Origin of the sequence: Cellulomonas wangleii (assembly GCF_018388445.1) — a bacterium.
Classification (GTDB): domain Bacteria; phylum Actinomycetota; class Actinomycetes; order Actinomycetales; family Cellulomonadaceae; genus Cellulomonas; species Cellulomonas wangleii.
Genome location: NZ_CP074405.1, coordinates 3,214,448 through 3,239,925, shown reverse-complemented (window position 1 = coordinate 3,239,925; position 25,478 = coordinate 3,214,448). Strand labels below are relative to the sequence as shown.

The following is a 25,478-nucleotide window of genomic DNA, read 5'->3' as shown; positions in this document are numbered from 1 at the left end:
CGACCACCCGCAGCGTCCCCGTGCCCGGGGACGCTGGAACCTACGTGCGTGCCGACGGCACGCACGCCCCCAGTGCTGATCACGTCACGCCGCACCCCTACGGAGAGCCCGGGGCGCGGCAGCCCGCCGGTCACTCCGGTCCCGCCATCGGTGCGCCCGCGGCCGGCCCCGCGACGTTCATGTCCGTGCTCCAGCTCTCGATGCTCACGGTCGTGGTGGTGGCGTCCTTGCGGTCGCTGCCGGCGATCGCGACGTACGGGCTGGGGTCGGTGACCCTCTTCGTCCTCCCCGCGATCCTGTTCCTCGTGCCGACCGCGCTCGTCGCGGCCGAGCTCGCCACGGGGTGGAAGGGCGGGATCTTCACCTGGGCGCGCGAGGCGTACGGCGAGAGGGTCGGATTCCTCGCGATCTGGCTGCAGTGGATCCAGAACGTCGTCTGGTACCCCACGCAGATCGCGTTCATCGCGGCCAGCCTGTCGTTCGTCGTGGGCGACCAGCGGCTCGTCTCCAACGGTGTCTACACGGCGGTCGTGATCCTCGTCCTGTACTGGGGCTCGACCCTCATCACGCTCGCCGGAGGCAACCTGTTCGCCAAGGTCGGCTCGTGGAGCGGCATCTTCGGCACGCTGCTGCCGGCGCTGCTCCTGATCGTCTTCGGCGGCATCTGGCTGGCCACCGGCGAACCGTCGCAGACCCCGCTGGAGGCGTCGGCGGTGATCCCGCCCTGGACGGGCATCGCGTCGATCGTGCTCATCGTGTCGAACGTGCTCGCGTACGCCGGCATGGAGGTCAACGCGGTCCACGCCAACGACCTGAAGAACCCCGGCAAGGGTTTCCCCCGGTCGATCGCGGCCGCGACGGTCCTCATCCTCCTGGTGTTCATCCTGCCGACCATCGCGATCTCCGTGGCCGTCCCGAAGGGCGACCTCGGGGTGACCAACGGCATCAACCTCGCCTTCCAGCAGTTCTTCGACCACTGGGGCATGGCCTGGGGCACGCCGGTGGTCTCGCTGCTCATCGCGCTCGGGGCGTTCGCGTCGGTCGTCACGTGGATCGCGGGACCCTCGCGCGGGCTGCTCGCCGCGGCCCACACCGGCCTGCTGCCCCCTGCCCTGCAGCGGCGCAACAAGGCCGGGGTGCAGGTGGGCATCCTGATGGTGCAGGGCGGGATCGTCACGCTGCTGGCGCTGCTGTTCGTCCTCGTGCCGAACGGCAACACCGCCTTCATCGCTCTCGTCGACATGGCGGCGGCGCTCTACCTGATCATGTACATGATCATGTTCGCGTCGGCGATCCGGCTGCGTCGGACCCAGCCGCAGGTGGTGCGGACGTACCGCACGCCCGCGATGAAGCTCGTCGCGGGTGTCGGGTTCGTCGCCTGCGCCGTCGCGTTCGTGCTGGCGTTCATCCGTCCGTCCGGCTTCACCGGGCTGTCGGAGGTCGCCTACCCGCTCGTCGTCGCGGCCGTCGTCATCGTGCTCGGCGGTCCGCCGCTGCTGTTCTACGCGCTGCGGCGCCCCGGGTGGGACCGCCGTACGACGGCTGAGCGGGCGACGAGCGACAACGTGCTGGTCAATCCCGTCGCGGACCCCGTCACACCCGGCGGGACCCCGTCGCCGACGGGCACGACCGCCGGAGGCTGACCTCCGGGCGGTGGTCGTGATGTCATGCCGACCGCCCCGACCGATCGTGGTCGGTCGGGGCGGTCGCGTGCCTGCGGGGACGGCCGCTCGGGACGTGCGTGCTTCAGGCACGCACCTGCCCGAGCACGGCCGCGGCGACGTCGGCCGGCCGGTGCTCGGGCAGCCAGTGGTCGGCGTCGAGATCGACGCCGGTGCGAAGAACCGGTCCCGACGGGCCGAGACGTACGTCGTCGGGACCCGGACGGCACGCGCGGTCCCCGACCCGGCGAGCGGGAGCGCGCGGTACCAGGCGATCACGGCGGTGAGCGCGCCGGGCGCCGTCGTCGGCGAGCAGAGCGCGCTCGGGCAGCCGCGGGACCTGGAACGCGCCGATGTACCCAGGACCGCAGCGCCTGACCGCGCAGCAGCCCGGACCGCATCGCGGCCGGGTGCGGGGTGCCGAGCGCGGTGAGCGAGGCGACGCGGTCCGGCCGGTGCGCGGCGAGCGCCCACGCGATCCCGCCGCCCCAGTCGTGCCCGGCGACGTGCGCGTGCTCGGCGGTGTCGAGCAGCGCCACGACGTCCGCGACGAGCTCGCGCACCGCGTACGGCCGGCGCCCGCGCGGGCGGGCGCCGGGGGAGTAGCCGCGCTGGTCGGGCACGAGCGTGCGCACGCCGGCGTCCGTCAGGAGCGGCACGACGGCGTCGTACGCTGACGCGTCCTGCGGGAACCCATGGAGCAGCACGACGACCGGCGTGTCACCCGGCCCGTGGTCGCGTACGTCGAAGGCGAGACCGTCGCGCCGACCATCCGGTCGCAGAACGTGGTCGGGCCCGGCGTCGTTGCGGGAGGGCGACCACGTGGCGAGCGGGTTAACCGTTATACCTGAGAGAGGTCAACGGCCTCTCGACGCGGTGACACGTGCGTGCGGGGGCGCCGTGACGGGCCACGGCGGCGACAGCCCGGCGCGCGCTCAGCGCCGCGGGCTCGCGCGATCCGGTGCCGGCGCGGGCCGGGGTGCTCAGCCGTGCCGCAGCATCCACTCGTGGTTGGGGTCCCGGCCGCCGTCGGGGTCGGGCACGGGGCGCACGTCCACGCTCGCCACCATGTCCTCGAACGCGATCGGCTCCGGGAGCCGGCGGAACTCCTGCCGCTCGGGGTCCGGCACGTGGCCGGGCTCGGTGCTCGACATGACGGTCCCTTCGTCGGGTGCACGCAATCTGCCACCCGGGGGGCGCGGTGTCCACGCCTCACCGTGCAGTACGACGGTACGGTCGCCGCGTGGGTGCGCGCGCGGTGGGTCGGGACGGTGCGGCCCGCCGCGTCCTCGCGGCGCGCGCCGCGCGGGCGGGTGTCGCCGCGGCCGTCGTGGCCGGGCTCACGGCCGGGTGCGGTCCGTCCGACGACGTGACGGCGGCGCCCGCGACCCCTGCGGCGAGCACGGCCGCGCCGTCGGCCGACGCCCCGTCCGCCGGTGCCGCCCCGGTGGTCCCCGACGCCGAGAGCGTCCTGCGGGACGGGGCGCCCCTCGCCGACGCCGCGCGGCCCGGTCACGACGCCGGGTCGCTGCTGCCCGTCGACGGCGGCGACCTGCAGGTCGTCGACCAGGGCGACGGGTCGGTCGCGGTGACCGTGCAGGGCGCGCCCGGCACCCTCGCGTGGGTCGCGCCGCCGTCCGGCGGTCGCGGCGAGGTGCAGAGCGACGGGTCACTGACCCTGCACGACGAGGCCGGGACGGTCGTCGCGGCGCTCGCGGCCCCCGTCGCGGCCGACGGCACCCGCGCCGCCTGGCGTCCCTCCGGCGACGTGGTGGCGCTGGACGGGCCGACGGGATCGGCGTCGTTCGTCGTGGGGACCGTGCCGCTGGAGGGCGCGACGTGGGGCGAGAACGAGGGCGGCCGCTCCCTGGCCGTGGTGCCGCGCCCGTGGGTGCGCGACGGCGGCCTGGCCGCGCAGCAGGCGCTCGCCTCCCAGCTCTCGGCCACCGAGCCCGAGGCCGCGTCGCCCTCGATGCAGGCCCAGCTGTGGTGCCACGTGCTCGGCGCGCGCGACAAGGCGTCGTGGAACCTCGAGCCGTGGCGGCCCGAGGTCCCGACGACCACGCTGCTCGCCACCCGCTGCAACCCCACCGACGACGACGCCTGAGCGGACGCCGCGCAGGGTCAGTCGTCGTCGAGCGTCAGGCTCTCGCCCGGCGCCAGGCGCCGGTAGCCCGTCGGCGGGACGAGCTGCCCCACGACGCGGTCCACCAGTGCGAGCCCGTCGTCGTTGAGGATGCCGTGGTGGATCGCCACGGCGAGGGCCGGGCGGACGAGGCGCACGTAGTCGACGGCGTCCGCGAGCCTGAGCCACGGCGCGCTGACCGGCACGCACAGCACCTCGACGTGGGTGCCCGGCGGCGGCGGCGTGAACGAGTCCCCGGGGTGCAGCACGACACCGTCGACCAGGTAGGCGAGGTTGGGGATCCGGGGGATGTCGGGGTGGATGACGGCGTGCCACTCGCCCAGCGCCTCGACCGGGAAGCCCGCGGCCTCGAACCGGTCCCCCTCCACGACCACGTGCAGCCGTGCGAGGTCCGCGCCGGCGGCCACCAGCTGGTCGACGACGCCGGCCGGGGCCCACACCTCCAGGCGGGGCGAGTCGTCGAGCGCCGCGAGGAGGCGCGGCGGGTCCACGTGGTCGGGGTGCTCGTGCGTCACGAGGACGCCCGTCGCGCCCGCGAGGGCGTCGGCGTCGCTCCAGGTGCCGGGGTCGATGACCAGCACCTGGTCGTCGCGGTCGAGGCGGACGCAGGCGTGGCCCAGCGAGCGGATGGTGGTCACGGTTCCTCCTCCGGCGCCCGCGGGATGCGGGTGGTCGCTGCGACGAGAGTGCCGTGACGGGCGGGTTCGCGCCAGGCGGCCCGACGGTGGACACCGGGCCCGTCGGCTGCCCGCACGCCGGTACGCTGACCGGGTCTGCCGACCTGCGGCGCGGGACCTGCGCGGGCGAGCCGCCCCTGCGGACCCGGCCTCCACCGAGGGAACCGATGACCACCGCACCTGCGCGCCCCGACGTCCCGTCCGCCCCGCATGCGTCCGACACCGTCGAGCACGCCGCGGCCACCCCGGAGGTCGAGCAGCCGTTCGCCGAGCTCGGCCTCAAGCCGGACGAGTACCAGCGGATCCGCGACATCCTCGGCCGCCGCCCCACCGCGGCCGAGCTCGCGATGTACTCCGTCATGTGGTCCGAGCACTGCTCGTACAAGTCGTCGAAGGTGCACCTGCGGCAGTTCGGCGAGAAGACCACGCCGGCGATGAAGGAGCACCTGCTCGTCGGCATCGGCGAGAACGCGGGCGTCGTCGACATCGGTGACGGCTGGGCCGTGACGTTCAAGGTCGAGTCGCACAACCACCCGTCGTACGTCGAGCCCTACCAGGGTGCGGCCACGGGTGTCGGCGGCATCGTGCGCGACATCATCTCGATGGGTGCGCGTCCCGTGGCGGTCATGGACCAGCTGCGGTTCGGCGCCCCGGAGCACCCGGACACCGCGCGCGTCGTGCACGGGGTCGTCGCCGGCGTCGGCGGGTACGGCAACTCCCTGGGCCTGCCGAACATCGGCGGCGAGCTGGTCTTCGACTCCTGCTACCAGGGCAACCCGCTGGTCAACGCGCTGTGCCTGGGCGTGCTGCGCCACGAGGACATCCACCTGGCCAACGCCTCGGGCGTCGGCAACAAGGTCGTCCTGTTCGGTGCGCGCACCGGCGGCGACGGCATCGGCGGCGCGTCGATCCTGGCGTCGGAGACGTTCGACGACACCAAGCCGTCCAAGCGCCCGTCGGTGCAGGTCGGCGACCCGTTCATGGAGAAGGTGCTCATCGAGTGCTGCCTCGAGCTGTACGCGGCACGCGTCGTCGAGGGCATCCAGGACCTGGGCGCGGCCGGCATCTCCTGCGCGACGAGCGAGCTCGCGTCGAACGGTGACGGCGGCATGCACGTCGACCTGGAGAACGTGCTGCTGCGCGACCCCACCCTGACGGCTGGCGAGATCCTCATGTCCGAGTCGCAGGAGCGGATGATGGCCGTGGTCCGGCCCGAGAAGCTCGACGAGTTCCTCGCCATCACGTCGAGGTGGGACGTCGAGACCGCCGTCATCGGCGAGGTCACCGGCACCGGCAGGCTGACGATCGACCACTTCGGGCAGCGGATCGTCGACGTCGACCCGAAGACGGTCGCGCACGACGGCCCGGTGTACGACCGGCCGTACGCGCGTCCCGCCTGGCAGGACGGGCTGGTCGCGGACTCCGTGAGCACCCCCGAGGGTGCGGCGCGCTACGCCCGACCGTCGGGCGGCGACGAGCTGCGCGCCACGCTGCTGCGGCTGCTCGCCTCGCCCAACCTCGCCTCCCCGGCGTGGGTGACCGACCAGTACGACCGGTTCGTGCAGGGCAACACCGCGCTCGCGCAGCCCGACGACTCCGGGGTCGTGCGCGTCGACGAGACCACGGGCCTGGGCGTCGCGCTGGCCACCGACGCCAACGGCCGCTACACCAAGCTCGACCCGTACACCGGCGCGCAGCTCGCGCTCGCCGAGGCGTACCGCAACGTCGCCACCGTCGGCGCGCGGCCCCTGGCCGTCACCGACTGCCTCAACTTCGGCAGCCCCGAGCACCCCGACACCATGTGGCAGCTCGTCGAGGCGATCCGCGGGCTCGCGGACGCGTGCCAGGTGCTCGAGGTGCCGGTGACCGGTGGCAACGTCTCGCTGTACAACGGCACGGGGGAGCCCGGCCAGATCGACTCCGCGATCCACCCGACGCCCGTCGTCGGCGTGCTGGGCGTGCTCGACGACGTGGCCGACGCCGTGCCGTCGGGGTGGACCGCTCCCGGGCAGGCCGTGTACCTGCTGGGGACGACGCGTGCCGAGCTCGACGGCTCCGCCTGGGCCGACGTCGTGCACGACCACCTCGGTGGCGTGCCGCCGCGCGTCGACCTGGACGCCGAGCGCCGTCTGGCGCAGGTGCTCGTCGCCGCCGCGCGGGACGAGCTGGTCGACGCCGCGCACGACCTGTCCGAGGGCGGCCTGGGCCTCGCGCTCGTCGAGTCGAGCCTGCGGTACGGCGTCGGGGTGCAGGTCAGCCTCGACGCGCTGTGCGAGCGCGACGGGCTGACGCCGTTCGAGGCGCTGTTCTCGGAGTCGCAGGCCCGCGCGGTCGTGGCGGTCCCGCGCTCGGAGGAGGTGCGCCTGCTCGACCTGTGCACCGCCCGCGGCGTCCCGGCCCTGCGGCTGGGCGAGACGGCCGAGACCTGCACCCTGGGTGCCGGCACGCCGGTCGACGACGACGACCACGTGCACGCGGCCGCGGTCGAGGTGAGCGGCCTGTTCACCCTGCCGCTGACCGAGGCCCGCGCGGAGTGGGAGGCCACCCTCCCGCGCCTCTTCGGCTGACGGACCGCCCCGCCCTCGGGTGGGGGAGCGACCCGGTCACACCCAGGCTGCCTGGGCGCGACCGGGTCGCTCCGTCACGTCCGGGCGGGGTCAGGTGGTGAGGCGGTGGTAGACCCGGTCGCGGTAGACGAGCGGGCGCGCGCAGCTCACACCGTGGCTGAGGGCCCGCAGCGAGACCAGGTGGCTGTCGCCGACGGGGGTGCGCTGGACGACCCGTCCGCGCACCCACGCCTGCGCCCCGTCGACGACCGGCTCCCCGGTCGGCAGCGGCGTCCAGCCGCCGGCGGCGAACCGGTCGATCCCCGAGGTCGCGAACCGCGTCGACACGTCCTGCTGGCCCTCGGCCAGGAAGGACACCGCGACGGTGGTCGCCCGGGACAGCGCGGGCCACGACGACGACCCCGACGCGAGCGAGAACGCCAGCAGCGGCGGCGCGGCGGACACCGAGATGACGGACGTCGCCGTGAAGCCCACGAGCCGGTCACCGTCCCGCAGGGTGACGACCGCGACGCCGGCGGCGTGCCGGCGGAACACCTGCTTGTACTCGTCGGGTGTGAGCGTCGGCTCGTCGTGCTCGGCCAGGAGGCGTTCCAGGTGGTGCAGGTCGTGGGTGCTCGTGCTCATCGCGCCACCTCCAGGGCGCGGGTGCGGTCCGCGCCGACGGCCCGCCGCAGCGGGTCCTCGGCGCGCTGCCACCAGCGCTCGACGACCGGTGCGACGTCGGCCAGCTCCGCGTCCAGCAGCGTGAGGGACCGGGTGGGGACCGTGGCGCCGAGCTCGACCAGCACGGGCCGCAGGTGCACCTCGCCGACCAGCGCGTGGGCGGCGGAGGCCGAGACGACCAGCGGTACGGCGACGGCCCCGGCGAGGCCGTCGGGGCCGTACAGGTCGAGGAACGACTTGAGCAGGCCCGTGAACGACGCCTTGTGGACGGGGGTGGCGACGACGAGGACGTCGGCGTCCGCCACGGCCCGCAGCGCGGCGTCGAGGTCGGGGGTGCGGGGCTGCGCGTGCAGCGCGGGCGCCAGCGTCGCGAGGTCCACGACGGACGCGGGACCGGCAGCCGCGGCGGTGGGGTCGAGCCGCACGGCGAGCGTGCGGGCCAGGGCCGCGGCGGCGGCCAGCGTGCGGGATCCGGAGCGGGGGTTGCCGACGAGCGCGGCGACGCGCACGGGGTCGGGTCGGGGCATGGGTCTCTCCTGGGGCGTGGGCGTGGGCGGGTGCGCGGGGGTGCGCGCGACCGACCGGCGGGTCGGTGGCGCGGCGGGCGGGACGCGGGCGCCGGGACGGCGGGCGCGTGACCGCGGCGCCGACATCGGCGGTCGGCGGCGTGCCCCGTGGTGCTCATGCGGTCCCCCGTCCCGCCGGCCGGTGCGCGGCGTGGGTGCGTCCTGGCGTCGAGGCTAGGCACGCGGTCCCGAAAAGAGGATAAGAACGGTCGGCTTTCTTGACTGGTGAGACGTCCCCCCGGTGCGCCCGTGGCGCCCGCAGCACCTACAGTGCCTGCGTGCCCGTTCGTCCCGTCCGCCTCCTCGCCCCTTCCGACGCCACGACGTCCGCCGTGACCGCGGGGCTCGCGGCCCTGCGGGAGGAGGTCGAGCTGCCGGGCGCCCACCCGCCCGAGGTGCTCGCCGAGGCGCAGGAGGCTGCCCGACGCGGACCGGACGACGCGCGCGTCCCCGGACCGCGCGCGGACCGCACCGACGTGCCCTTCGTGACCGTCGACCCGGTGGGCTCGACCGACCTCGACCAGGCGGTCCACGTCGAACGGCGCGGTGCCGGGTGGCGGGTGCGGTACGCCATCGCCGACGTCGCCGCCTTCGTCGCACCCGGCGGACCGCTGGACGCCGAGACGCACCGCCGCGGCCTGACCTGCTACAGCCCCGACGGGCGCGTCCCCCTGCACCCGACGGTGCTCTCGGAGGGCGCCGCCAGCCTCCTGCCCGGGCAGGTGCGCCCGGCCGTGCTGTGGAGCATCGACCTCGACGCCGACGGTGAGCCCGTCGACGTCCACGTGGAGCGGGCGACCGTGCGCAGCCGGGCCCAGCTCGCCTACGGCGAGGTGCAGGACCGGCTCGACGCGGGCACGGCCGACGACCTCCTGCAGTCGCTGGCCGCCGTCGGCCGGTTGCGCGAGGCGCGCGAGCGCGACCGCGGCGGGGCGTCCCTCGACGTCCCCGAGCAGGAGGTGGTGCGCGCCGACGACGGCACCTTCGGCCTGCGGTTCCGCGCGACGCTGCCCGTCGAGGGCTGGAACGCGCAGATCTCCCTGCTCACCGGCATCGTCGCCGCCCGGCTCATGCTCGACGTCGGTGCCGGCGTCGTCCGGACGCTGCCGCCCGCCGACCCGCGGGACGTCGCGCGGCTGCGGCGCACGGCGCGCGCCCTCGACATCGACTGGCCCGACGACGTGCCCTACCCCGACCTGCTGGCAGGCCTCGACTCGCGCCTCGGCCCCCACGCCGCGTTCCTGCGGGAGGCCACCACGCTGTTCCGCGGGGCCGGCTACCGCACCTTCGGCCCGCACGAGGCGCCGCCCACCGGGCACGACGCGGAGCACGGCGCGATCCGCGCGCCGTACGCGCACGTCACCGCCCCGCTGCGCCGGCTCGTCGACCGCTACGGCACCGAGGTCTGCCTCGCCGCCGTCGGTGGTCACGACGTGCCGGGATGGGTGCAGGAGCAGCTGCCCGAGCTGCCCGCCACGATGTCGCGCACCGGGCGGCGCGTCGCGGCGTTCGACCGCGGGGTGCTGGACCTGGTCGAGGCCGCCGTGCTGGCGCCCCGGGTCGGCCAGGTGTTCACCGGTGTGGTGGTCGACGCGGACGAGCCGCGCGACGGCCGGGTGCGCGGCGCCCTGCAGCTGCGCGACCCCGCCGTCGTGGCCCCGGTGACGTCCGCGTCGGGCGTCCTGCCGCTCGGGGAGACGCTCGACGCTCGGCTGGACGAGGTGTCGGTGCCCCACCGACGGGTGACATTCGTGGCGCGGTGACGGATTCGTCCGGATTGCCCCTACGATCGGCGTCCATGACCCCTCGTCCCTGGCGCGGCATCCTGGTCGCCGGGTTCGTGGTGGTGGCCGTCGTGGGCATCGGCGGAGCCGCCACCGGGCTGTGGTCCGAGCTGGCGGGCGACCCGGCGATGCGCATCCAGGGCCTCACCGAGGAGGTGCCCTGGCACGAGGCCCTGCCCGTGCCGTCCTACGCGCCCGCGGCCGAGCCCGAGCCGGCACCGGAGCCCACGTTCGACCTGGCCACGCACTCCACGACGGACCCCGCGAGCCCGTGGGTGATCGTCAACAAGCAGCACCCCATCGCGGCGGACCACGTGCCGGGCGACCTCGTGGACGTGGGCGGGGCGCGGCTGCGGGCCGCCGTGCAGCCGGACCTCGCGGCGATGGTCGCGGCGGCGGACCAGGCGGGTGCCCGGCTCGTCGTGCGCAGCGGGTTCCGGTCGTACGCCGAGCAGGCCGCGGCGCGTGCCGACGTCGAGGGGCGTCGCGGGTTCGCGCACGCCGAGCGCTACTCGGCGCGCCCCGGGTTCTCGGAGCACGAGACCGGCCTCGCGGTGGACATCGACTCCGGGACGCAGCCGGAGTGCAACCTGCAGACCTGCTTCGCGCAGACGGCCGAGGGCCGGTGGCTCGCCGAGCACGCCTGGGAGCACGGGTTCGTCGTGCGCTACACCGAGCAGAACACCGCGGTCACCGGGTACGCGCCGGAGGGCTGGCACCTGCGCTGGGTGGGCCGCGACCTGACCGCGTGGCTGCACGCCCAGGGCGTCGGCTCGCTCGAGGAGGCGTTCGGGGTCCCCGGAGGACCGGACTACCCCACCGGCTGAGGGCGTCGGGCCCGACGGTGCCGGGGGACGGAAAAGCCGTCGCCCGCGCGCGACGCCCGACCTACCGTCGAGGGGTGAGCACGTCCGCACCGCAGCCACCCGCCGGCGCGCCGCTGCGCGCCCGCGTCGTGCGGGCCGAGCGCGGTGCGGTCCTCGTCGTCCCCGACGCGGACCTGGGTGCGGTCGCACGGCGCGCGGAGCTGCCCCGCGACGGCCTGCTGCCGCTGCCCGACGGCACGCGCACGCCCCCGACCGTCGGCGACGTGGTCGACGTGGTCGGCGACGACGCAGGTGAGACGTGGCCCGCCGACGAGCACGCGACAGCACTGCACGCGACCGCCCTGCGCGCGACCGGCCTGCACCCGCGGCGCACGGCGGTGGTGCGCGACTCGGCCGGCCGCACGTCGCTCGAGCAGGTCGTCGCGGCGAACGTCGACGTCGTGCTCGTGGTCGAGCACCTGGATCCCGACCCGGACCTGGGGCGGGTCGAGCGGCTGCTGACCTTGGCGTGGCGTTCCGGCGCCCGGCCCGTCGTCGTGCTCACCAAGGCGGACCTCGTCCCGGACCCCGACGGCATGGCCGCCGAGGTGGCGCAGGTCGCGATCGGCGTGGACGTCCACGCGGTGAGCGTGCTGGACGGCGCGGGCCTCGAGCCGCTGCGGGCGCTGCTGGCGCCGGGCGTGGCGATCGTGGTGGTGGGGGCGTCGGGCGCGGGCAAGTCGAGCCTGGTCAACCGCCTCGCCGGCCGGGAGGTCATGGCGACGGGGGAGGTCCGCGTGGACGGCCGGGGCCGGCACACGACGACCCACCGGGAGCTGGTGCCCCTGGCCGACGGCGCGGTCCTCGTCGACACGCCGGGGCTGCGGGGGATCGGCCTCGTCGCCGCGCCCGAGGCGCTCGACGCGACGTTCGCCGACGTGACGGCGCTCGCGGCCGCGTGCCGCTTCACGGACTGCTCCCACGAGCGGGAGCCCGGCTGCGCGGTGCAGGCGGCCGTCGCGAGCGGTGAGCTGCCGGCCCGCCGGCTGGCGAGCTGGCGCAAGCTGGCCCGCGAGGCCGCCTACCAGGCCCGTCGTGCGGACGCGCGGCTCGCGGCCGAGGAGCGGGCCCGGTGGCGACGGATCACGCGCGACCACCACCGGGCGCTGCGGGGGCGCGGTGCGCCGCGGCCCTGACGGGGTGACGGGCGCGGCTGCCCCGGCGGGCACGTAAGCGGTTCGACGTCCGCCTGCCCGGGCAAAAACGATTAGGGCACGACCGTCCGCTCGCCAGGCCGCACCCCGCTCGGGTGTGATCGGGGAGTCGTTCGGGGACGGCGTCGAGGACGACGCCCCCCCGGGCGCGCCGACCGGCTCGCCGGCGTCGGCGTGCCCGACGCCGACCCGACCCGAGGAGAGCCCATGTCCCCCCGCACGAAGGTGGTCTCCACCACCCGGCGCAAGGTCGTCGCGGCCCTCGCCGCCAGCGCGGTCGTGGCCGCCGGAGTCACGGCGCTGACCTCGACCGCGGCGCAGGCCGCCGCCGGCTGTCGCGTCGACTACTCCGTGACGAGCCAGTGGCCCGGCGGCTTCGGCGCCACGGTGACCGTCACGAACCTGGGCGACCCGCTGTCGTCCTGGGACCTGCGCTGGTCGTTCGCCGACGGCCAGAGCATCCAGCAGCTGTGGAACGGGGTCGTCTCGACGACCGGTTCGCAGGTCAGCGTGAAGAACGTGCCGTGGAACGGCTCGCTCGGCACCAACGCCAACGTCCAGGTGGGCTTCAACGGCTCGTGGGCCGGCAGCAACAACGCCCCGACCTCGTTCACCCTCAACGGCACCACCTGCACCGGTGGCGTCGCGGGTCCGACGTCGAGCCCGACGCCCTCGGTCACCCCCTCCGTGACGCCCAGCCCGGTCGTCACCCCCACGCCGGTGATCACACCCACGCAGAACCCGACGACGCCCCCGCCGGTGTCGAACAGCCAGTTCCACGTCGACACGACGAACCAGTCGTACCGCGCGTGGCAGGCCGCGTCCGGCAGCGACAAGGCCCTGCTCGAGAAGATCGCGCTCACGCCGCAGGCGTACTGGGTCGGCAACTGGAACGACGCGGCGCACGCCCAGCAGGAGGTGCGGGACATCACCGGTGCCGCGCGCGCCGCGGGCAAGACCGCCGTCCTCGTCGTCTACGCCATCCCGGGCCGCGACTGCGGCTCGCACTCCGGCGGCGGCGTGTCGGAGTCCGAGTACGCGCGCTGGATCGACACCGTCGCCCAGGGCATCCAGGGCAACCCCTGGGTCGTCCTCGAGCCCGACGCCCTCGCGCAGCTCGGTGACTGCTCCGGTCAGGGCGACCGGGTCGGGTTCCTGCAGTACGCGGCCAAGGCGCTGACGGCCAAGGGCGCCCGTGTCTACATCGACGCCGGGCACTCCGCGTGGCTCTCGACGACCGAGGCCGCGAACCGCCTCAACCGCATCGGGTTCAGCGACGCCGTCGGCTTCTCGCTCAACGTGTCGAACTACCGCACGACCGCCGAGGCCAAGGCCTACGGGCAGGAGATCTCGCGCCTGACCGGTGGCAAGACGTTCGTCATCGACACGTCGCGCAACGGCAACGGCCCGGCGGGCTCCGAGTGGTGCAACCCCCGGGGCCGCGCCCTGGGTGAGCGCCCCACGCGGGTCAACGACGGCAGCGGGCTCGACGCCCTGCTGTGGATCAAGCTGCCCGGTGAGTCGGACGGTGCCTGCAACGGCGGGCCCGGTGCCGGCCAGTGGTGGCAGGAGATGGCACTGGAGCTGGCCCGCAACGCGAAGTGGTGACGCACCGCCACCGGCCGGTGGCGTGTCGATGACACGACCACCCACCGGTGCGCGGCGGCGCTGAGGCGCACGCGCACCGAGGACGAGGCCGCGGACACCCCGGACGGGGGTGTGTCCGCGGCCTCGTCGCGTCCGGGCCCCTGGCCACCGCGTCCGCGCCCGCCCGACCGGCACGTCGCTGACCACGGGTCGGACGTCCTGTCCCGTCCACAGGGACGCGACCTACGCTCGAGAGGATTCCCCGTCCTCGCTGAGCAGAGCGGAGCGACCCATGCAGGTACAGCTCGAGCGTGTCCTCGAACAGGTGCTCGCGCGCAACCCCGGTGAGCGCGAGTTCCACCAGGCCGTCACCGAGGTCTTCGAGAGTCTCGGCCCGGTGCTCGAACGGCATCCCCACTACGTGGACGCGGCCGTGCTCGAGCGCCTCTGCGAGCCCGAGCGGCAGATCATCTTCCGCGTGCCGTGGGTGGACGACCAGGGACGGGTCCGCATCAACCGCGGCTTCCGCGTCGAGTTCAACTCCGCGCTCGGCCCGTACAAGGGCGGCCTGCGGTTCCACCCCTCGGTGTACCTGGGGATCGTGAAGTTCCTCGGCTTCGAGCAGGTCTTCAAGAACTCCCTGACCGGCATGCCCATCGGCGGCGGCAAGGGCGGCTCCGACTTCGACCCGCGTGGGCGCTCCGACGGCGAGGTCATGCGGTTCTGCCAGTCGTTCATGACCGAGCTGTACCGGCACATCGGGGAGTACACCGACGTGCCGGCGGGTGACATCGGCGTCGGCGGCCGCGAGATCGGCTGGCTGTTCGGCCAGTACAAGCGCATCACCAACCGCTACGAGTCGGGTGTCATCACCGGCAAGGGCGTGACGTGGGGCGGTTCGCTGGTGCGCACCGAGGCCACGGGCTACGGCACCGTCCTGTTCGCCGAGCGCATGCTGGCCACCCGTGGCCTGTCGTTCGACGGCATGCGCGTCGTGGTGTCCGGGGCGGGCAACGTCGCGATCCACGCGATCGAGAAGGCGCAGTCCCTCGGCGCGCACGTCGTGGCCTGCTCGGACTCGCACGGGTACGTCGTCGACGAGGCGGGCATCGACCTCGAGGTGCTGAAGCAGGTCCGCGAGGTCGAGCGCCGACCCGTCGAGGAGTACGCGGCGCGCCGCAGCGGGGCGCACTACGTGCCGGCGGCCCGCGTGTGGCAGGTCGACGCGCAGGTCGCGCTGCCGTGCGCCACGCAGAACGAGCTCGACGAGAGCGACGCCAAGCGCCTGGTCGACGCGGGCCTGCTCGCCGTGGCCGAGGGCGCCAACATGCCGCTGACGCCCGAGGCGGTCGCGCTCGTGCAGGGTGCCGGCGTCCTCTACGCGCCCGGCAAGGCCGCGAACGCCGGTGGCGTGGCGACGTCGGCTCTCGAGATGCAGCAGAACGCCAGCCGTGACGCGTGGTCGTTCGAGCACACCGAGGAGCGGCTCGCCACGATCATGGCGCGCATCCACGACAACTGCGAGGAGACCGCCGAGCTGTACGGCGACCCGGGCAACTACGTGCTCGGCGCCAACATCGCCGGCTTCACCAAGGTCGCGGACGCGATGCTCGCTCTCGGCGTCGTCTGACCCGACCCGACCCGTCCACGAGGGCGGCCCGGCACCTGCCGGGCCGCCCTCGTGCGTCCCGGGGTCGCGTCCCCGGTGGCCGCGCCCGGGCACGGTCGCGGACGTGCCGGGCCGCCGACGTGTCCGAGCCGGCCGTCAGGACGTCTGCCGCATCGCCCGCCGGACGTCGGCCAGCGTCGCGTCGGCCTCCTGGGCGGCCCGCGCGGCCCCGCGCGCCAGGACGTCGCGCACGAGGAACGGATCGCGCGCCAGCTCGGCCCGGCGGGCCCGCACGGGCGCGAGGTGCGCGACGAGGGCGTCGGTGACGTACGCCTTGAGTGCGGCCGCGCCCCCGTCCGCGATCTCGTCGGCGAGGTCCTGCGGCGTCCGCGCGGACGCCAGCGCGCCCAGCAGCAGCAGGTTGGAGACCTCGGGGCGGTGTGCCGGGTCGTAGGTGATGGTGCGTCGGGCGTCCGTCCGGGCCCCGCGCACCGCCGCGGCCGTGGCGTCGGCGTCCGCGCGCAGCTCGATCGCGTTGCCGCGGCTCTTGCTCATCTTGGCCCCGTCCGTGCCCAGGACGAGCGGAGCCTGCGACAGGAGCGCGGTCGGCTCCGTCAGGACGGGCCCGTACCGGCGGGTGAACCGCCGCGCGACGGTGCGCGTCAGCTCCAGGTGCGGCAGCTGGTCGCGCCCCACGGGGACCAGCGTGCCGCGGACCGAGAGGATGTCCGCGGCCTGGTGCACGGGGTACGTCAGCAGCAGGGCGGACAGGGCGCGTCCGGACGCGGCGAGCTCGGCCTTGACCGTGGGGTTGCGGTCCAGCTCGGCGACGGTCACCAGCGAGAGGAACGGCAGCATGAGCTGGTGCACGGCGGGGACGTCCGAGTGCACGAAGACCGTCGTGGCCTCGGGGTCGAGCCCCGCGGCGAGGTAGTCGAGCACCACCTCCCGCACGGTCGCGGGCAGGTCCCCGGCGTCGTCCCGGTCGGTGATCACCTGGTAGTCCGCGACCACGACGAAGGTCTCGACGCCGTGCCGCTGCAGCGCGACGCGCGTGGCCAGGGTGCCGAACAGGTGCCCGACGTGCAGCGCGCCCGTGGGACGGTCGCCGGTCAGCACCCGGAAGGTCCCCGGGTCCCGCGCCAGCACCTCCTCGAGCGTCAGGACGTCGGGGCGGGCGTGGTCGGCGTGGTCCGGCCCGGAACGGGTGCCGGCGGCAGGAGCGGGGGACGGTGCGGCGGACGGTGCGGAGCGGGCGGTGGTCGGCATGTCGGTGCTCTCCTCGGGGAGGAGCCGTCGCGCGGCCGCGCAGGGACCTGACGTGGACCCGCCGAGCCGCGTGAGCAGCTCGGCGGGTGACCCACGGCTGCGTCAGGGCAGCGGCCACCACATGACGTGGGTGCGGGTCGAGGTCATACCCGGGACGCTAGTGCGTGGGCACCGCCGCCTCAAGGGTCCCGGTGCGTGCCGATCCCGCCAGGGCCGGCCCGGTCGGGCGGCCACGCCACACGCGGTCGCCGAGGAGCGTCAGCAGCCCCGGCAGCAGCACCAGCCGCACGACGGTCGCGTCGACGAGGATGGCCACGGCCAGCGCCACGCCCAGCATCTTCAGCTCGAGCATGCTCGACGTCGCGAAGATCGCGAACACCGAGACCATGACCGCGGCGGCACTCGTGACGACACCCGCGGAGTCGGCGACGCCGTCGCGGACCGCCGCACCCGGGGCCACGCCACGCACCACCCGCTCCCGGACCCGGCTGAGGACGAAGACGTGGTAGTCCATCGACAGGCCGACCAGCACCACCATGACGAACAGCGGCACCCAGTCGATGACGAAGCCCGGCGCCGTGAACGCCAGCGGGCCGGCCAGCCAGCCCTCCTGGAAGACCAGGCGCAGCACCCCGAAGGCGACGCCCACCGACAGCAGGTTCAGCGCGGTCGAGACCAGGGCGAGCGGCACGCTGCGGAACGAGACGGCCATGGTCACGCAGGTCAGCAGCAGCACGACCCCGATCACCCAGGGCATCCGCTCGGACTGCCGCTGCGTGCGGTCGAGGTCGGCCGCGGGCCAGCCACCGACCACGGCCTCGACGTCCAGTCCGTCGAGCGCGGCCGGGACCAGGTCGTCGCGGACCTCGCGCACCACGTCGTCCAGGGCGGGGTCGGCGCTCTTCAGCGGCACGGCCAGGGTGAGGACGTGCGTGCGGCCGTCGTCCGCGGCCACGGGCGGGACGTCGCCGACGTCGGTGAACCGGCCCGTGGCCAGGGCGGCGGACTCCAGCGAGCCGAGCGCCGCCACGACCTCGTCCTGCTGCGCCGCGTCGCCGCGCACCACGACGTCGATCGTCTCCCCGCGCGACGGGAACGTCTCGGCGACCCGGGTGAGCGTGCCGACCTCCGCCACGTCGGGCGGCAGGGTGGCGAGGTCACCGCCGTGCAGCCGCATGCCCAGCGCGGGCGCCGCGGCGGCGAGCGTGACCACGCCGGCCACCACCACGGCGGCGAGCGGGTGACGCACCGCCGGACCGAGGACGCGACGGCTGACGGCTCCGGGGCCGATGCGGCGCTGCAGCCGCCACAGCAGGGGGACGCGTGGACGGTCGACGCGGTGCCCGAGGACGACCAGCAGCGCGGGCAGCACCGTCAGGGAGCCGACCACGGAGACGGCGACCACGGCGACGGCGCCCGTCGCCAGCGACGAGAACGTCGCGAGCTGCAGCAGGTACAGCGCGGACAGCGACACCGCGACCGCCGCACCGGACACCACGATCGCGTGGCCCGACGTCTCGGCGGCGATCTCCACGGCGGCCGACGTGCTGCGTCCCCGGGCGCGCTCCTCGCGCTCCCGCTTGAGGTAGAAGAGCGTGTAGTCGACGCCGACGGCCATCCCGATGAGGACGACCATGCTCGCGACCGTCGGGTCGGCCGGCACGACGTGCGACAGCACGGCCGAGACCCCGAGCGTCGCGGCGACGGCGGACACCCCGAGCAGCACCGGGATCCCGGCGGCGACGACCGCGCCGAACGCCAGCAGCATGAGCAGCAGCGTGACCGGCAGCGACACGATCTCGGCCGCCACCAGGTCCTCGGCCACCCGCTCGTCGATCGCGGCCTGCAGCGAGACCTCGCCCGCCTGCTCGACGTCGAGGCCGGGATGGCGGTCGGCGACGTCCGCGACGGCCTGCGCGAGCGCGGTGACGTCGTCGGTCCCGTCGGCGAGCTCGACCGCGACGAGCACCGCGGACCCGTCAGGAGCGGGGACCGCGGGCGCGACCGCGGACACCTCCGCACGCCCGCTGAGGCTCCGGGTGAGGTCCTCGGCCCCGGCGAGGGCCGCGTCGAGGCCCGCCGGGCCGGCGGTGAGGAGGACCAGCTCGGTGTCCGCCTCGGCGAGCCCCGACTCCGCGACCCACGCCGCGGCGGTGCCCGAGCCGCCGATGCCGGTGTCCTCCTCCTGGATGGTCTGCGTGGGCACGAGCGCGCTGAGCGCCGCGCACACGACCACGAGGGCGAACCACCCACCGATGGCCCACGCGGGGTGGGTCGCGCTCCAGCGGGCGGCGCGGACGGCGACCCGGGAGACCGGGCCGTGGGCTGCGGCGCGGTGCGCGCTCCCGGCGGCCGGGTCCGGGGCGGGGCCGCGGGGCGGGGGACGGTGTCCGAGGGTGTGCATGGTGGCCTCCGGGGCTCGACGAGCGGTCGGGTCCCACGCTGGCCCGGCGGTGGGGTGCCGGTCAGGAGTGGCCGCACCCGGACGGATGGTGGACCTGGCACCCCCGACAACCGGTGCGCCCGCGGCCAGGATGGCGGCATGGAACGCCGTACCCCCTGGGCCGCGACCGGCAGGTCGCTCGCGCTCGTCCTGCTCGCCGTGCCGAGCCTGCTGCTGACGGGCCTCACCGTCGTCGCCCTGGTGCTGGCGCCGCTGGGCGTCGGGCTCGCGCTCCTGCGCGCGCTGCTGCCGGCGGTGCACGGCCTCGCCCGCGCCGGCCGGGAGCTCGCGACGTCCGCCCTCGGGCACCCGGTGCCGCTGGTCGAGCTGCGGACGCAGGAGCCGTCGCCGCTGCTGGAGCCGGGCGCGTGGGGGCTGGGCGCCGACGGCACCCTGCGGGGGACGGACCTGGCGGCGCTGAGCCGCGGCGCCACCGAGCCCTTCCGCCAGGGGTGGCGCTGGCTCGTGGACGCCGACGCCTGGCGCCTGCTCGGGTGGGTCGCCTTCGCGGGCACGGGTGGGTTGCTGCTCAGCGCCCTCGTCGTCCTGCTGGTCCCGGTGACGGTCGCCGCCGTGGTCCTCGCGCTGGTGCTCCCGGCGGGCGGCGTGCCCTGGCCGTGGGCGGTCGCCCTCGTCGTGCTCGCCGTCCTGGCCGCGTGGACGTGGTGGCGCCACGGTGACGCCCTGGGGCGGGCGCGTGCCGCGGCGGACGCCGCACTCCTCTCACCCGGCCGGCAGGCGCTGCTCGAGCAGCGGGTCCAGGACCTGGCGGCCTCGCGCTCGCAGAGCGTGGACGACGCGGCGGCCGGGCTGCGGCGCATCGAACGGGACCTGCACGACGGGGCGCAGGCGCGGCTCGTGTCGCTGGGCCTGACCCTCGGCATGGTCGCCGAGCTGATGGCAGACGACCCCGACGAGGCCCGCGCCCTGCTGCAGGAGGCCCGCGGCACCACGGCCGCCGTGCTGCGCGACCTGCGCGACCTGGTCCAGGGGATCCACCCGCCGGTGCTCGCCGACCGCGGCCTGTCGGGTGCGGTCGAGGCGCTCGCGCTGGACCTCACCGTGCCCGTGACGCTGACCGACCGGCTGCCCGGGCGGCCGCCGCCGGCCGTCGAGTCGGCGGCGTACTTCGCGGTCGCCGAGTCGCTGGCCAACGTCGTCAAGCACGCGGACGCGACGCGGGCGTGGGTCCGGCTGCAGGCGGACGGGCCGGTGCTCCGCGTCGAGGTCGGGGACGACGGGGTCGGCGGGGCCGACCCCGCCCAGGGCTCGGGCCTGCAGGGCGTCCGCTCCCGCCTGGCGGCGTTCGACGGCACCATGGGCGTCGACAGCCCGCCGGGCGGTCCGACAGTCATCCACCTGGAGGTGCCGTGCGCGTGGTCCTCGCCGAAGACCTCGCACTCCTCCGCGACGGCCTGATCCGGCTGCTGACGGCGCACGGCTGCGAGGTCGTCGCGGCCGTCGAGGACGCCCCGGCGCTCGAGGTCGCGCTCGCGGACCCGACCCTCGACGTCGCCGTCGTCGACGTGCGGCTGCCGCCGGGGTTCAGCGACGAGGGCCTGCGCGCCGCGATCGAGGCACGCCGGCGCCGGCCGGGGCTGCCGGTGATGGTGCTGAGCCAGTACGTCGAGCACCTGTACGCGCGCGAGCTCCTGGCCGACGGCGCCGGCGCCGTCGGCTACCTGCTCAAGGAGCGGGTGTCCGACCCGGCAGGCTTCGTCGACGCCGTCCGGACCGTGGCCGCCGGGGGCACGGTGCTCGACCCGGAGGTGGTCGCCGCGATCATGGCGCGACGGCGGGCCTCCCCGCTGGCACGGCTCACGGCGCGCGAGCGCGAGGTGCTCGAGCTCATGGCGCAGGGGCGCTCCAACGCCGGCGTCGCGGCCGCGCTCGTGGTCACGGAGAAAGCGGTGGCCAAGCACATCGGCAGCATCTTCACCAAGCTCGACCTGCCCGTCGGCCCCGACGACCACCGCCGGGTGCGGGCCGTGCTGGCCTGGCTGGACGGGCAGGACTGAGCAGCCGCCACGGTCGGACGTCCCGGCACGCGTGGGGGAGGATGGAACACGTGTCACCGCGTCGCCGTACCGACCCCGCCGACGGGCGCGCCGCGCTGCAGGCGTGGCGCGCGGACCCGGGCTCCGCCCCGACGGCCGTGCGGCGCACCGCGGTGCGCTTCACGCTCGAGGAGCTCGCGGACGTGGCGCCGGGCAACGCCGTCGAGGTCCGCGTGCCGCCCGACGGCGCGGTGCAGGCCGTCGAGGGGCCGCGCCACACCCGTGGCACGCCGCCCAACGTCGTGGAGACGGACCCGGCCACGTGGCTCGCCCTGGCCGCCGGTGACGTCACGTGGGACGAGGCGGTCGCGGCGGGACGGGTGCACGCGTCGGGCGAGCGGGCCGACCTGGGGCACCTGCTGCCGCTGCAGGCGACGCGGAGCCGCTGACCTACGATCGTCCCGTGCCCGACACGCCCCGCCCCGCCGACGACGCCCACGACGACACCCGCCAGGACGTCCCGGCGCCGACGGCCCCGGCGGGACCCCCGCCCGCTGCTCCCGGTACCCCGGACGAGGCGCCCGGCACGCCGGACGAGGCCGAGCTCGCACGGGTCGCGGTGCCCGCGACGGTGCGCCGCGCGCCGCGGTACGGCGCGTTCCTGGTGGCCGGGGCCCTGGTCGGCATGGTCGTCGGGCTCGTCGTCGCGGCCCTGACGTCCGACGGGAGCAGCAGCACCGCGGACGGCGGGGTGCTGCCGTTCCTGGGCGGCGAGAACGGCGTGCGCTGGCTGCTCGCGCTCTCGCTGGGCATCGTCGGTGCCCTGGTGGGCGGGGTGCTGGCCCTGCTCGCGGACCGGCGGAGCACTCGGGGCCGTCGCCCCGCACCGCCCGCCTGACGGGGCCGTGCCCGCCGCCGTCCGGTGGACGGGCGAGCCGGGGTGACCCGGGGTGTGCCACCATGGTGCCGTGGCCCCCCGCGCAGACGGACGTCTCACCCACGACCTTCTACCCGGCGAGAAAGGCCCGCAGGACGCCTGCGGTGTCTTCGGCGTCTGGGCACCCGGCGAAGAGGTGGCGAAGCTCACCTACTTCGGCCTCTACGCGTTGCAGCACCGCGGCCAGGAGTCGGCGGGCATCGCGACGTCCAACGGCCAGCAGCTGCTCGTCTACAAGGACATGGGCCTGGTCTCCCAGGTCTTCGACGAGACCGCGCTGAACGCCCTGCAGGGGCACATCGCGATCGGCCACACCCGGTACTCGACCACGGGCGGCTCGACGTGGGAGAACGCGCAGCCGACGCTGGGGGCGACCGCCGCGGGTACCGTCGCCCTGGGCCACAACGGCAACCTCACCAACTCCGCCGAGCTCGTCGACCTCGTCGCCGAGCGGTACGGCAGCCAGCGGCGCGGCGAGCTCGCGCGCGGCAACACCACCGACACGGCGCTGATCACGGCGCTGCTCGCGGGGGACCCCGACCACACGCTGGAGGCCACGGCGCTCGAGGTGCTGCCGCGGCTGCGCGGCGCCTTCTGCCTGGTCTTCATGGACGAGCGCACGCTGTACGCCGCGCGTGACCCGCAGGGCGTGCGCCCGCTGGTCCTCGGGCGCCTCGAGCGCGGCTGGGTCGTCGCGTCCGAGACCTCGGCGCTGGACATCGTCGGTGCGTCGTACGTCCGTGAGGTCGAGCCGGGGGAGTTCATCGCGATCGACGCCGACGGGCTGCGCTCGACGCGGTTCGCCCCGATCGACCGCGCCGGCTGCGTCTTCGAGTACGTCTACCTGGCGCGGCCCGACACCACGATCAACGGGCGGTCCGTGCACGCCGCGCGTGTCGCGATGGGGCGCCGGCTCGCGGTCGAGCACCCCGTCGAGGCGGACCTCGTGATCCCCGTGCCCGAGTCCGGGACGCCCGCCGCGGTGGGCTACGCGGCCAAGTCCGGCATCCCCTTCGGTCAGGGCCTGACGAAGAACGCGTACGTCGGGCGCACGTTCATCCAGCCGTCGCAGACGCTGCGCCAGCTCGGCATCCGGCTCAAGCTCAACCCGCTCAAGGACGTCATCCGCGGCAAGCGGCTGGTGGTCGTCGACGACACGATCGTGCGGGGCAACACCCAGCGTGCGCTCGTGCGGATGCTGCGCGAGTCCGGGGCCGCTGAGGTCCACATCCGCATCACCGCGCCACCCGTGAAGTGGCCCTGCTTCTACGGCATCGACTTCGCGTCGCGTGCCGAGCTCATCGCCAACGGCCTGGGGGTGGAGGAGATCGCCCGGTCGCTGGGCGCCGACTCGCTGGGCTACCTGTCCGAGGAGGGCATGATCACCGCCACCGAGCAGCCTGCGTCGCAGCTGTGCACCGCGTGCTTCAGCGGCCGGTACCCCATCGAGCTGCCCCCGTCGGAGCGGCTCGGCAAGCACCTGCTGGAGCAGAACCAGCTGCCGTTGGGGCAGCCCGAGGACGGTCTGCTCAGCATCGTCCCGGCAGCCGGTGGCGCGTCCGCGCTGGAGCACCCGTGAGCGCCCCGCAGCCCGTCACGTACGCGTCCGCGGGCGTGGACACGGAGGCGGGGGACAGGGCCGTCGAGCTGATGAAGGACGCCGTGCGGGCGACGCACGGGCCTCAGGTCCTCGGCGGGGTCGGCGGGTTCGCCGGCCTGTACGACGCGGCCGCGCTCACCGCCTACCGCCGGCCCCTGCTGGCGACGTCCACGGACGGCGTGGGCACCAAGGTCGCCATCGCGCAGGCGATGGACGTGCACGACACCATCGGCTTCGACCTGGTCGGCATGGTCGTGGACGACATCGTGGTGGTCGGCGCCCGGCCGCTGTTCATGACGGACTACATCGCGTGCGGGCGGGTCGTGCCGGAGCGCATCGCCGACGTGGTGCGCGGCATCGCGGCCGCGTGCTCGGTGGCCGGCACCGCGCTCGTCGGCGGCGAGACCGCCGAGCACCCCGGGCTGCTCGCTCCGGACGAGTACGACGTCGCCGGCGCCGCGACCGGCGTGGTCGAGGCGGACGAGCTGCTGGGTCCCGAGCGCGTCCGCGCCGGCGACGTGCTCGTGGCCCTCGGGTCCTCGGGTCTGCACTCGAACGGCTACTCGCTGGTGCGACGGGTCGTCCAGGTCGCCGGCTGGGGCCTGGACCGGCACGTCGACGACCTCGGGCGCACGCTGGGCGAGGAGCTGCTGGAGCCGACCCGCGTCTACGCGGCGGACTGCCTCGCGCTGGTCGAGCGGTTCGGGCCCGAGCAGGTGCACGTGTTCAGCCACGTCACGGGCGGGGGCCTGGCGGCCAACGTGGCCCGTGTGCTTCCCCCCGGCCTCGTCGCGGACGTCGACCGGGCCTCGTGGGTGCTGCCGCCGGTGTTCGCGCTCGTGCAGGGCCTCGGGGCCGTGCCCTGGGGCGACCTGGAGAGCACCCTCAACCTCGGCGTCGGCATGGTCGCCGTGGTCGCGCCCGACGTGGCGGACGAGGTCCAGCGCGCCGCGCGCGAGCTCGGGATGCCGGCCTGGGTGCTGGGGACGGTGCGGGACGCCCGGGCCGACGACGCCACCGCGGCGGACGTCGTCGCGGGGACCAAGGGCGTCCAGGGCGGTGCCGTCCGGCTGCACGGGACCTACCGCACGGCGTGAGACCGGTGTGCGCATCGCCTGCACGCGGCCTCGCGCGCGCGACAGCGCGTCGCCGACCCGAAGGTCGGCGACGCGTCGTCGCGGTCGTCTGCGCCGATCAGCCCCCGGGCAGGCTCAGAAGTCGTCGTCCCGGGGCCAGCGGTCACGACCGGCGGGGTCGTCGTCGTCCGTGCTCACCGCGCTGCGGCGGCTGTCCGTGACGACATCGTTGCGGCTGCGCGACGTGAGCTCCTGCTCGAGAGCCCGGTAGTTGGTGTCAGGGCTGAAGTACTTCAGCTCCCGCGCCACCTTCGTCTGCTTTGCCTTCTGACGGCCGCGCCCCATGGCATCGACCCCCTCTAACGTGGAAGCGGGGCGGCTCCGTGCTGACACGTGCGGCCCCGGGTGCTGTTGAGTCTCTTCGTGTGGCAACGGTACAGGGTCGCGATCCATTCCGACCACCTGCGCCAGGTGGGTTGGGACACGTGACGGTGGGTGCCAGGCGGCGCTGACTTCACGGATGTCTGCTCTGACTGCGGCGTTCTGCGGGTCGGCGCACGGGTGGCCGGCCGCGCCGTGGGCGTCGCGCCCTCTGGCGCGGCTCACTGTGACGCAGATCACATTCCCGTTGCGAACCGCTGCGGGAACGTGTCCACGCTACACCGTTCGTGCACGTCAGAGCGTTGATGCGCTTCGATGCCCTGCGTTTGCGCTGGTCACGACATGCGTCGTGCAGAGCACCCCGAACCGGGCAATCATCCCAGGAGACGAACGTCACACGTTCGTGCGACGCCGTTCGGGTGGCGATCGGAGATGTGTCCGGATTGAGGCGGGTTTAGGCTGCTGCTTGTCGACGGCACCCCAGCGCCGTGGTGA

Annotated in this window: 22 protein-coding genes; 14 read left to right on the top strand and 8 right to left on the bottom strand. The window is 75.1% G+C overall.

Translation table 11 applies throughout. The features are described 5' to 3' along the window. The first annotated feature begins 179 nt into the window (after positions 1 to 179). Positions 180 to 1,643: an APC family permease gene (locus tag KG103_RS14935; protein ID WP_249670618.1), complete on the top strand. Its 1,464-nt coding sequence runs from the start codon at positions 180 to 182 to the stop codon at positions 1,641 to 1,643. A 293-nt stretch (positions 1,644 to 1,936) separates the two neighbouring features. Here the strand turns inward: KG103_RS14935 and KG103_RS18920 are convergent, their stop codons facing one another. Next, positions 1,937 to 2,320 carry an alpha/beta fold hydrolase gene (locus KG103_RS18920; protein ID WP_249670617.1) on the bottom strand — a complete coding sequence of 128 codons (384 nt, stop codon included), beginning with the start codon at positions 2,318 to 2,320 and terminating at the stop codon, positions 1,937 to 1,939. 324 nt (positions 2,321 to 2,644) lie between these two features. Continuing rightward, the gene (locus KG103_RS14925; RefSeq protein ID WP_207339306.1) at positions 2,645 to 2,815 is read right to left on the bottom strand and encodes a heme biosynthesis protein HemY; all 171 of its coding nucleotides are present in this window, start codon (positions 2,813 to 2,815) and stop codon (positions 2,645 to 2,647) included. Between the two features lie 89 nt (positions 2,816 to 2,904). Between KG103_RS14925 and KG103_RS18915 the strand changes: the two genes are divergently transcribed. Next, positions 2,905 to 3,768: a DUF2599 domain-containing protein gene (locus KG103_RS18915; RefSeq protein WP_249670616.1), complete on the top strand. Its 864-nt coding sequence runs from the start codon at positions 2,905 to 2,907 to the stop codon at positions 3,766 to 3,768. 17 nt (positions 3,769 to 3,785) lie between these two features. On the opposite strand, the gene KG103_RS14915 is transcribed toward KG103_RS18915, so the two are convergent. After that, complete coding sequence (locus KG103_RS14915) at positions 3,786 to 4,445, bottom strand: MBL fold metallo-hydrolase (RefSeq protein WP_207339305.1); 660 nt, start codon at positions 4,443 to 4,445, stop codon at positions 3,786 to 3,788. Positions 4,446 to 4,651: 206 nt separating this feature from the next. On the opposite strand from KG103_RS14915, the gene purL reads away from it, so the two are divergent. Then, positions 4,652 to 7,051, top strand: a complete 2,400-nt coding sequence (purL, locus tag KG103_RS14910) for a phosphoribosylformylglycinamidine synthase subunit PurL (RefSeq protein ID WP_207339304.1) — start codon at positions 4,652 to 4,654, stop codon at positions 7,049 to 7,051. Positions 7,052 to 7,141: 90 nt separating this feature from the next. Here purL and KG103_RS14905 read toward each other — a convergent pair whose 3' ends face one another. Next, complete coding sequence (locus tag KG103_RS14905; protein ID WP_207339303.1) at positions 7,142 to 7,675, bottom strand: flavin reductase family protein; 534 nt, start codon at positions 7,673 to 7,675, stop codon at positions 7,142 to 7,144. Beyond that, positions 7,672 to 8,241, bottom strand: a complete 570-nt coding sequence (locus tag KG103_RS14900; protein WP_207339302.1) for an NADPH-dependent FMN reductase — start codon at positions 8,239 to 8,241, stop codon at positions 7,672 to 7,674. The genes KG103_RS14905 and KG103_RS14900 overlap by 4 nt, the downstream gene beginning before the upstream one ends. Before the next feature lie 317 nt (positions 8,242 to 8,558). On the opposite strand from KG103_RS14900, the gene KG103_RS14895 reads away from it, so the two are divergent. The 5 genes from KG103_RS14895 (at position 8,559) to gdhA (ending at position 15,301) form a co-directional block, all read left to right on the top strand. After that, entirely contained in the window at positions 8,559 to 10,043 is a 1,485-nt protein-coding gene (locus tag KG103_RS14895; protein WP_207339301.1) for an RNB domain-containing ribonuclease, read from the top strand. Positions 10,044 to 10,078: 35 nt separating this feature from the next. Then, complete coding sequence (locus tag KG103_RS14890) at positions 10,079 to 10,891, top strand: M15 family metallopeptidase (protein WP_207339300.1); 813 nt, start codon at positions 10,079 to 10,081, stop codon at positions 10,889 to 10,891. A gap of 74 nt (positions 10,892 to 10,965) precedes the next feature. Then, a complete protein-coding gene (gene rsgA / locus KG103_RS14885) occupies positions 10,966 to 12,066 on the top strand; it encodes a ribosome small subunit-dependent GTPase A (protein WP_207339299.1) in 1,101 nt (366 codons plus the stop codon). A gap of 225 nt (positions 12,067 to 12,291) precedes the next feature. Beyond that, positions 12,292 to 13,692, top strand: coding sequence for a glycoside hydrolase family 6 protein (locus KG103_RS14880; RefSeq protein ID WP_207339298.1), 1,401 nt, complete (start codon positions 12,292 to 12,294; stop codon positions 13,690 to 13,692). Positions 13,693 to 13,963: 271 nt separating this feature from the next. After that, positions 13,964 to 15,301: an NADP-specific glutamate dehydrogenase gene (gene gdhA, locus KG103_RS14875; RefSeq protein WP_207339297.1), complete on the top strand. Its 1,338-nt coding sequence runs from the start codon at positions 13,964 to 13,966 to the stop codon at positions 15,299 to 15,301. A gap of 135 nt (positions 15,302 to 15,436) precedes the next feature. Here the strand turns inward: gdhA and trpS are convergent, their stop codons facing one another. Together trpS and KG103_RS14865 are read right to left on the bottom strand one after the other, a co-directional pair. Then, on the bottom strand, positions 15,437 to 16,549 hold the full coding sequence (gene trpS, locus KG103_RS14870) for a tryptophan--tRNA ligase (protein ID WP_207339296.1): 1,113 nt from the start codon (positions 16,547 to 16,549) through the stop codon (positions 15,437 to 15,439). Positions 16,550 to 16,706: 157 nt separating this feature from the next. Continuing rightward, positions 16,707 to 18,953, bottom strand: a complete 2,247-nt coding sequence (locus tag KG103_RS14865; protein WP_207339295.1) for an MMPL family transporter — start codon at positions 18,951 to 18,953, stop codon at positions 16,707 to 16,709. Positions 18,954 to 19,091: 138 nt separating this feature from the next. Between KG103_RS14865 and KG103_RS18910 the strand changes: the two genes are divergently transcribed. The 6 genes from KG103_RS18910 (at position 19,092) to purM (ending at position 24,623) form a co-directional block, all read left to right on the top strand. Beyond that, positions 19,092 to 20,411 (top strand): sensor histidine kinase, encoded by a 1,320-nt coding sequence (locus tag KG103_RS18910; protein WP_207339294.1) that lies wholly within the window; start codon positions 19,092 to 19,094, stop codon positions 20,409 to 20,411. After that, positions 20,369 to 21,010, top strand: a complete 642-nt coding sequence (locus tag KG103_RS14855; protein ID WP_443623134.1) for a LuxR C-terminal-related transcriptional regulator — start codon at positions 20,369 to 20,371, stop codon at positions 21,008 to 21,010. The genes KG103_RS18910 and KG103_RS14855 overlap by 43 nt, the downstream gene beginning before the upstream one ends. A 50-nt stretch (positions 21,011 to 21,060) precedes the next feature. After that, a complete protein-coding gene (locus KG103_RS14850; protein ID WP_207339292.1) occupies positions 21,061 to 21,438 on the top strand; it encodes a sterol carrier family protein in 378 nt (125 codons plus the stop codon). A 14-nt stretch (positions 21,439 to 21,452) separates the two neighbouring features. Next, positions 21,453 to 21,887 (top strand): phage holin family protein, encoded by a 435-nt coding sequence (locus KG103_RS14845; RefSeq protein WP_207339291.1) that lies wholly within the window; start codon positions 21,453 to 21,455, stop codon positions 21,885 to 21,887. A 70-nt stretch (positions 21,888 to 21,957) separates the two neighbouring features. Next, positions 21,958 to 23,505 carry an amidophosphoribosyltransferase gene (gene purF, locus KG103_RS14840; RefSeq protein ID WP_207339290.1) on the top strand — a complete coding sequence of 516 codons (1,548 nt, stop codon included), beginning with the start codon at positions 21,958 to 21,960 and terminating at the stop codon, positions 23,503 to 23,505. Continuing rightward, complete coding sequence (gene purM, locus KG103_RS14835; RefSeq protein WP_207339289.1) at positions 23,502 to 24,623, top strand: phosphoribosylformylglycinamidine cyclo-ligase; 1,122 nt, start codon at positions 23,502 to 23,504, stop codon at positions 24,621 to 24,623. The genes purF and purM overlap by 4 nt, the downstream gene beginning before the upstream one ends. 114 nt (positions 24,624 to 24,737) lie before the next feature. Here purM and KG103_RS14830 read toward each other — a convergent pair whose 3' ends face one another. Beyond that, complete coding sequence (locus KG103_RS14830) at positions 24,738 to 24,947, bottom strand: DUF3073 domain-containing protein (RefSeq protein ID WP_207339288.1); 210 nt, start codon at positions 24,945 to 24,947, stop codon at positions 24,738 to 24,740. Positions 24,948 to 25,478 lie beyond the last annotated feature (531 nt).

What these genes read in the sequence shown, in the direction of transcription:
- trpS (WP_207339296.1), bottom strand. Translation starts at nt 16,549, where the DNA reads ATGCCGACCACCGCCCGCTCCGCACCGTCCGCCGCACCGTCCCCCGCT.
- KG103_RS14935 (WP_249670618.1), top strand. Translation starts at nt 180, where the DNA reads ATGTCCGTGCTCCAGCTCTCGATGCTCACGGTCGTGGTGGTGGCGTCC.
- KG103_RS14830 (WP_207339288.1), bottom strand. Translation starts at nt 24,947, where the DNA reads ATGGGGCGCGGCCGTCAGAAGGCAAAGCAGACGAAGGTGGCGCGGGAG.
- KG103_RS14890 (WP_207339300.1), top strand. Translation starts at nt 10,079, where the DNA reads ATGACCCCTCGTCCCTGGCGCGGCATCCTGGTCGCCGGGTTCGTGGTG.
- gdhA (WP_207339297.1), top strand. Translation starts at nt 13,964, where the DNA reads ATGCAGGTACAGCTCGAGCGTGTCCTCGAACAGGTGCTCGCGCGCAAC.
- KG103_RS14905 (WP_207339303.1), bottom strand. Translation starts at nt 7,675, where the DNA reads ATGAGCACGAGCACCCACGACCTGCACCACCTGGAACGCCTCCTGGCC.
- purL (WP_207339304.1), top strand. Translation starts at nt 4,652, where the DNA reads ATGACCACCGCACCTGCGCGCCCCGACGTCCCGTCCGCCCCGCATGCG.
- KG103_RS14900 (WP_207339302.1), bottom strand. Translation starts at nt 8,241, where the DNA reads ATGCCCCGACCCGACCCCGTGCGCGTCGCCGCGCTCGTCGGCAACCCC.
- KG103_RS14925 (WP_207339306.1), bottom strand. Translation starts at nt 2,815, where the DNA reads ATGTCGAGCACCGAGCCCGGCCACGTGCCGGACCCCGAGCGGCAGGAG.
- KG103_RS18910 (WP_207339294.1), top strand. Translation starts at nt 19,092, where the DNA reads ATGGAACGCCGTACCCCCTGGGCCGCGACCGGCAGGTCGCTCGCGCTC.
- KG103_RS14865 (WP_207339295.1), bottom strand. Translation starts at nt 18,953, where the DNA reads ATGCACACCCTCGGACACCGTCCCCCGCCCCGCGGCCCCGCCCCGGAC.
- KG103_RS14880 (WP_207339298.1), top strand. Translation starts at nt 12,292, where the DNA reads ATGTCCCCCCGCACGAAGGTGGTCTCCACCACCCGGCGCAAGGTCGTC.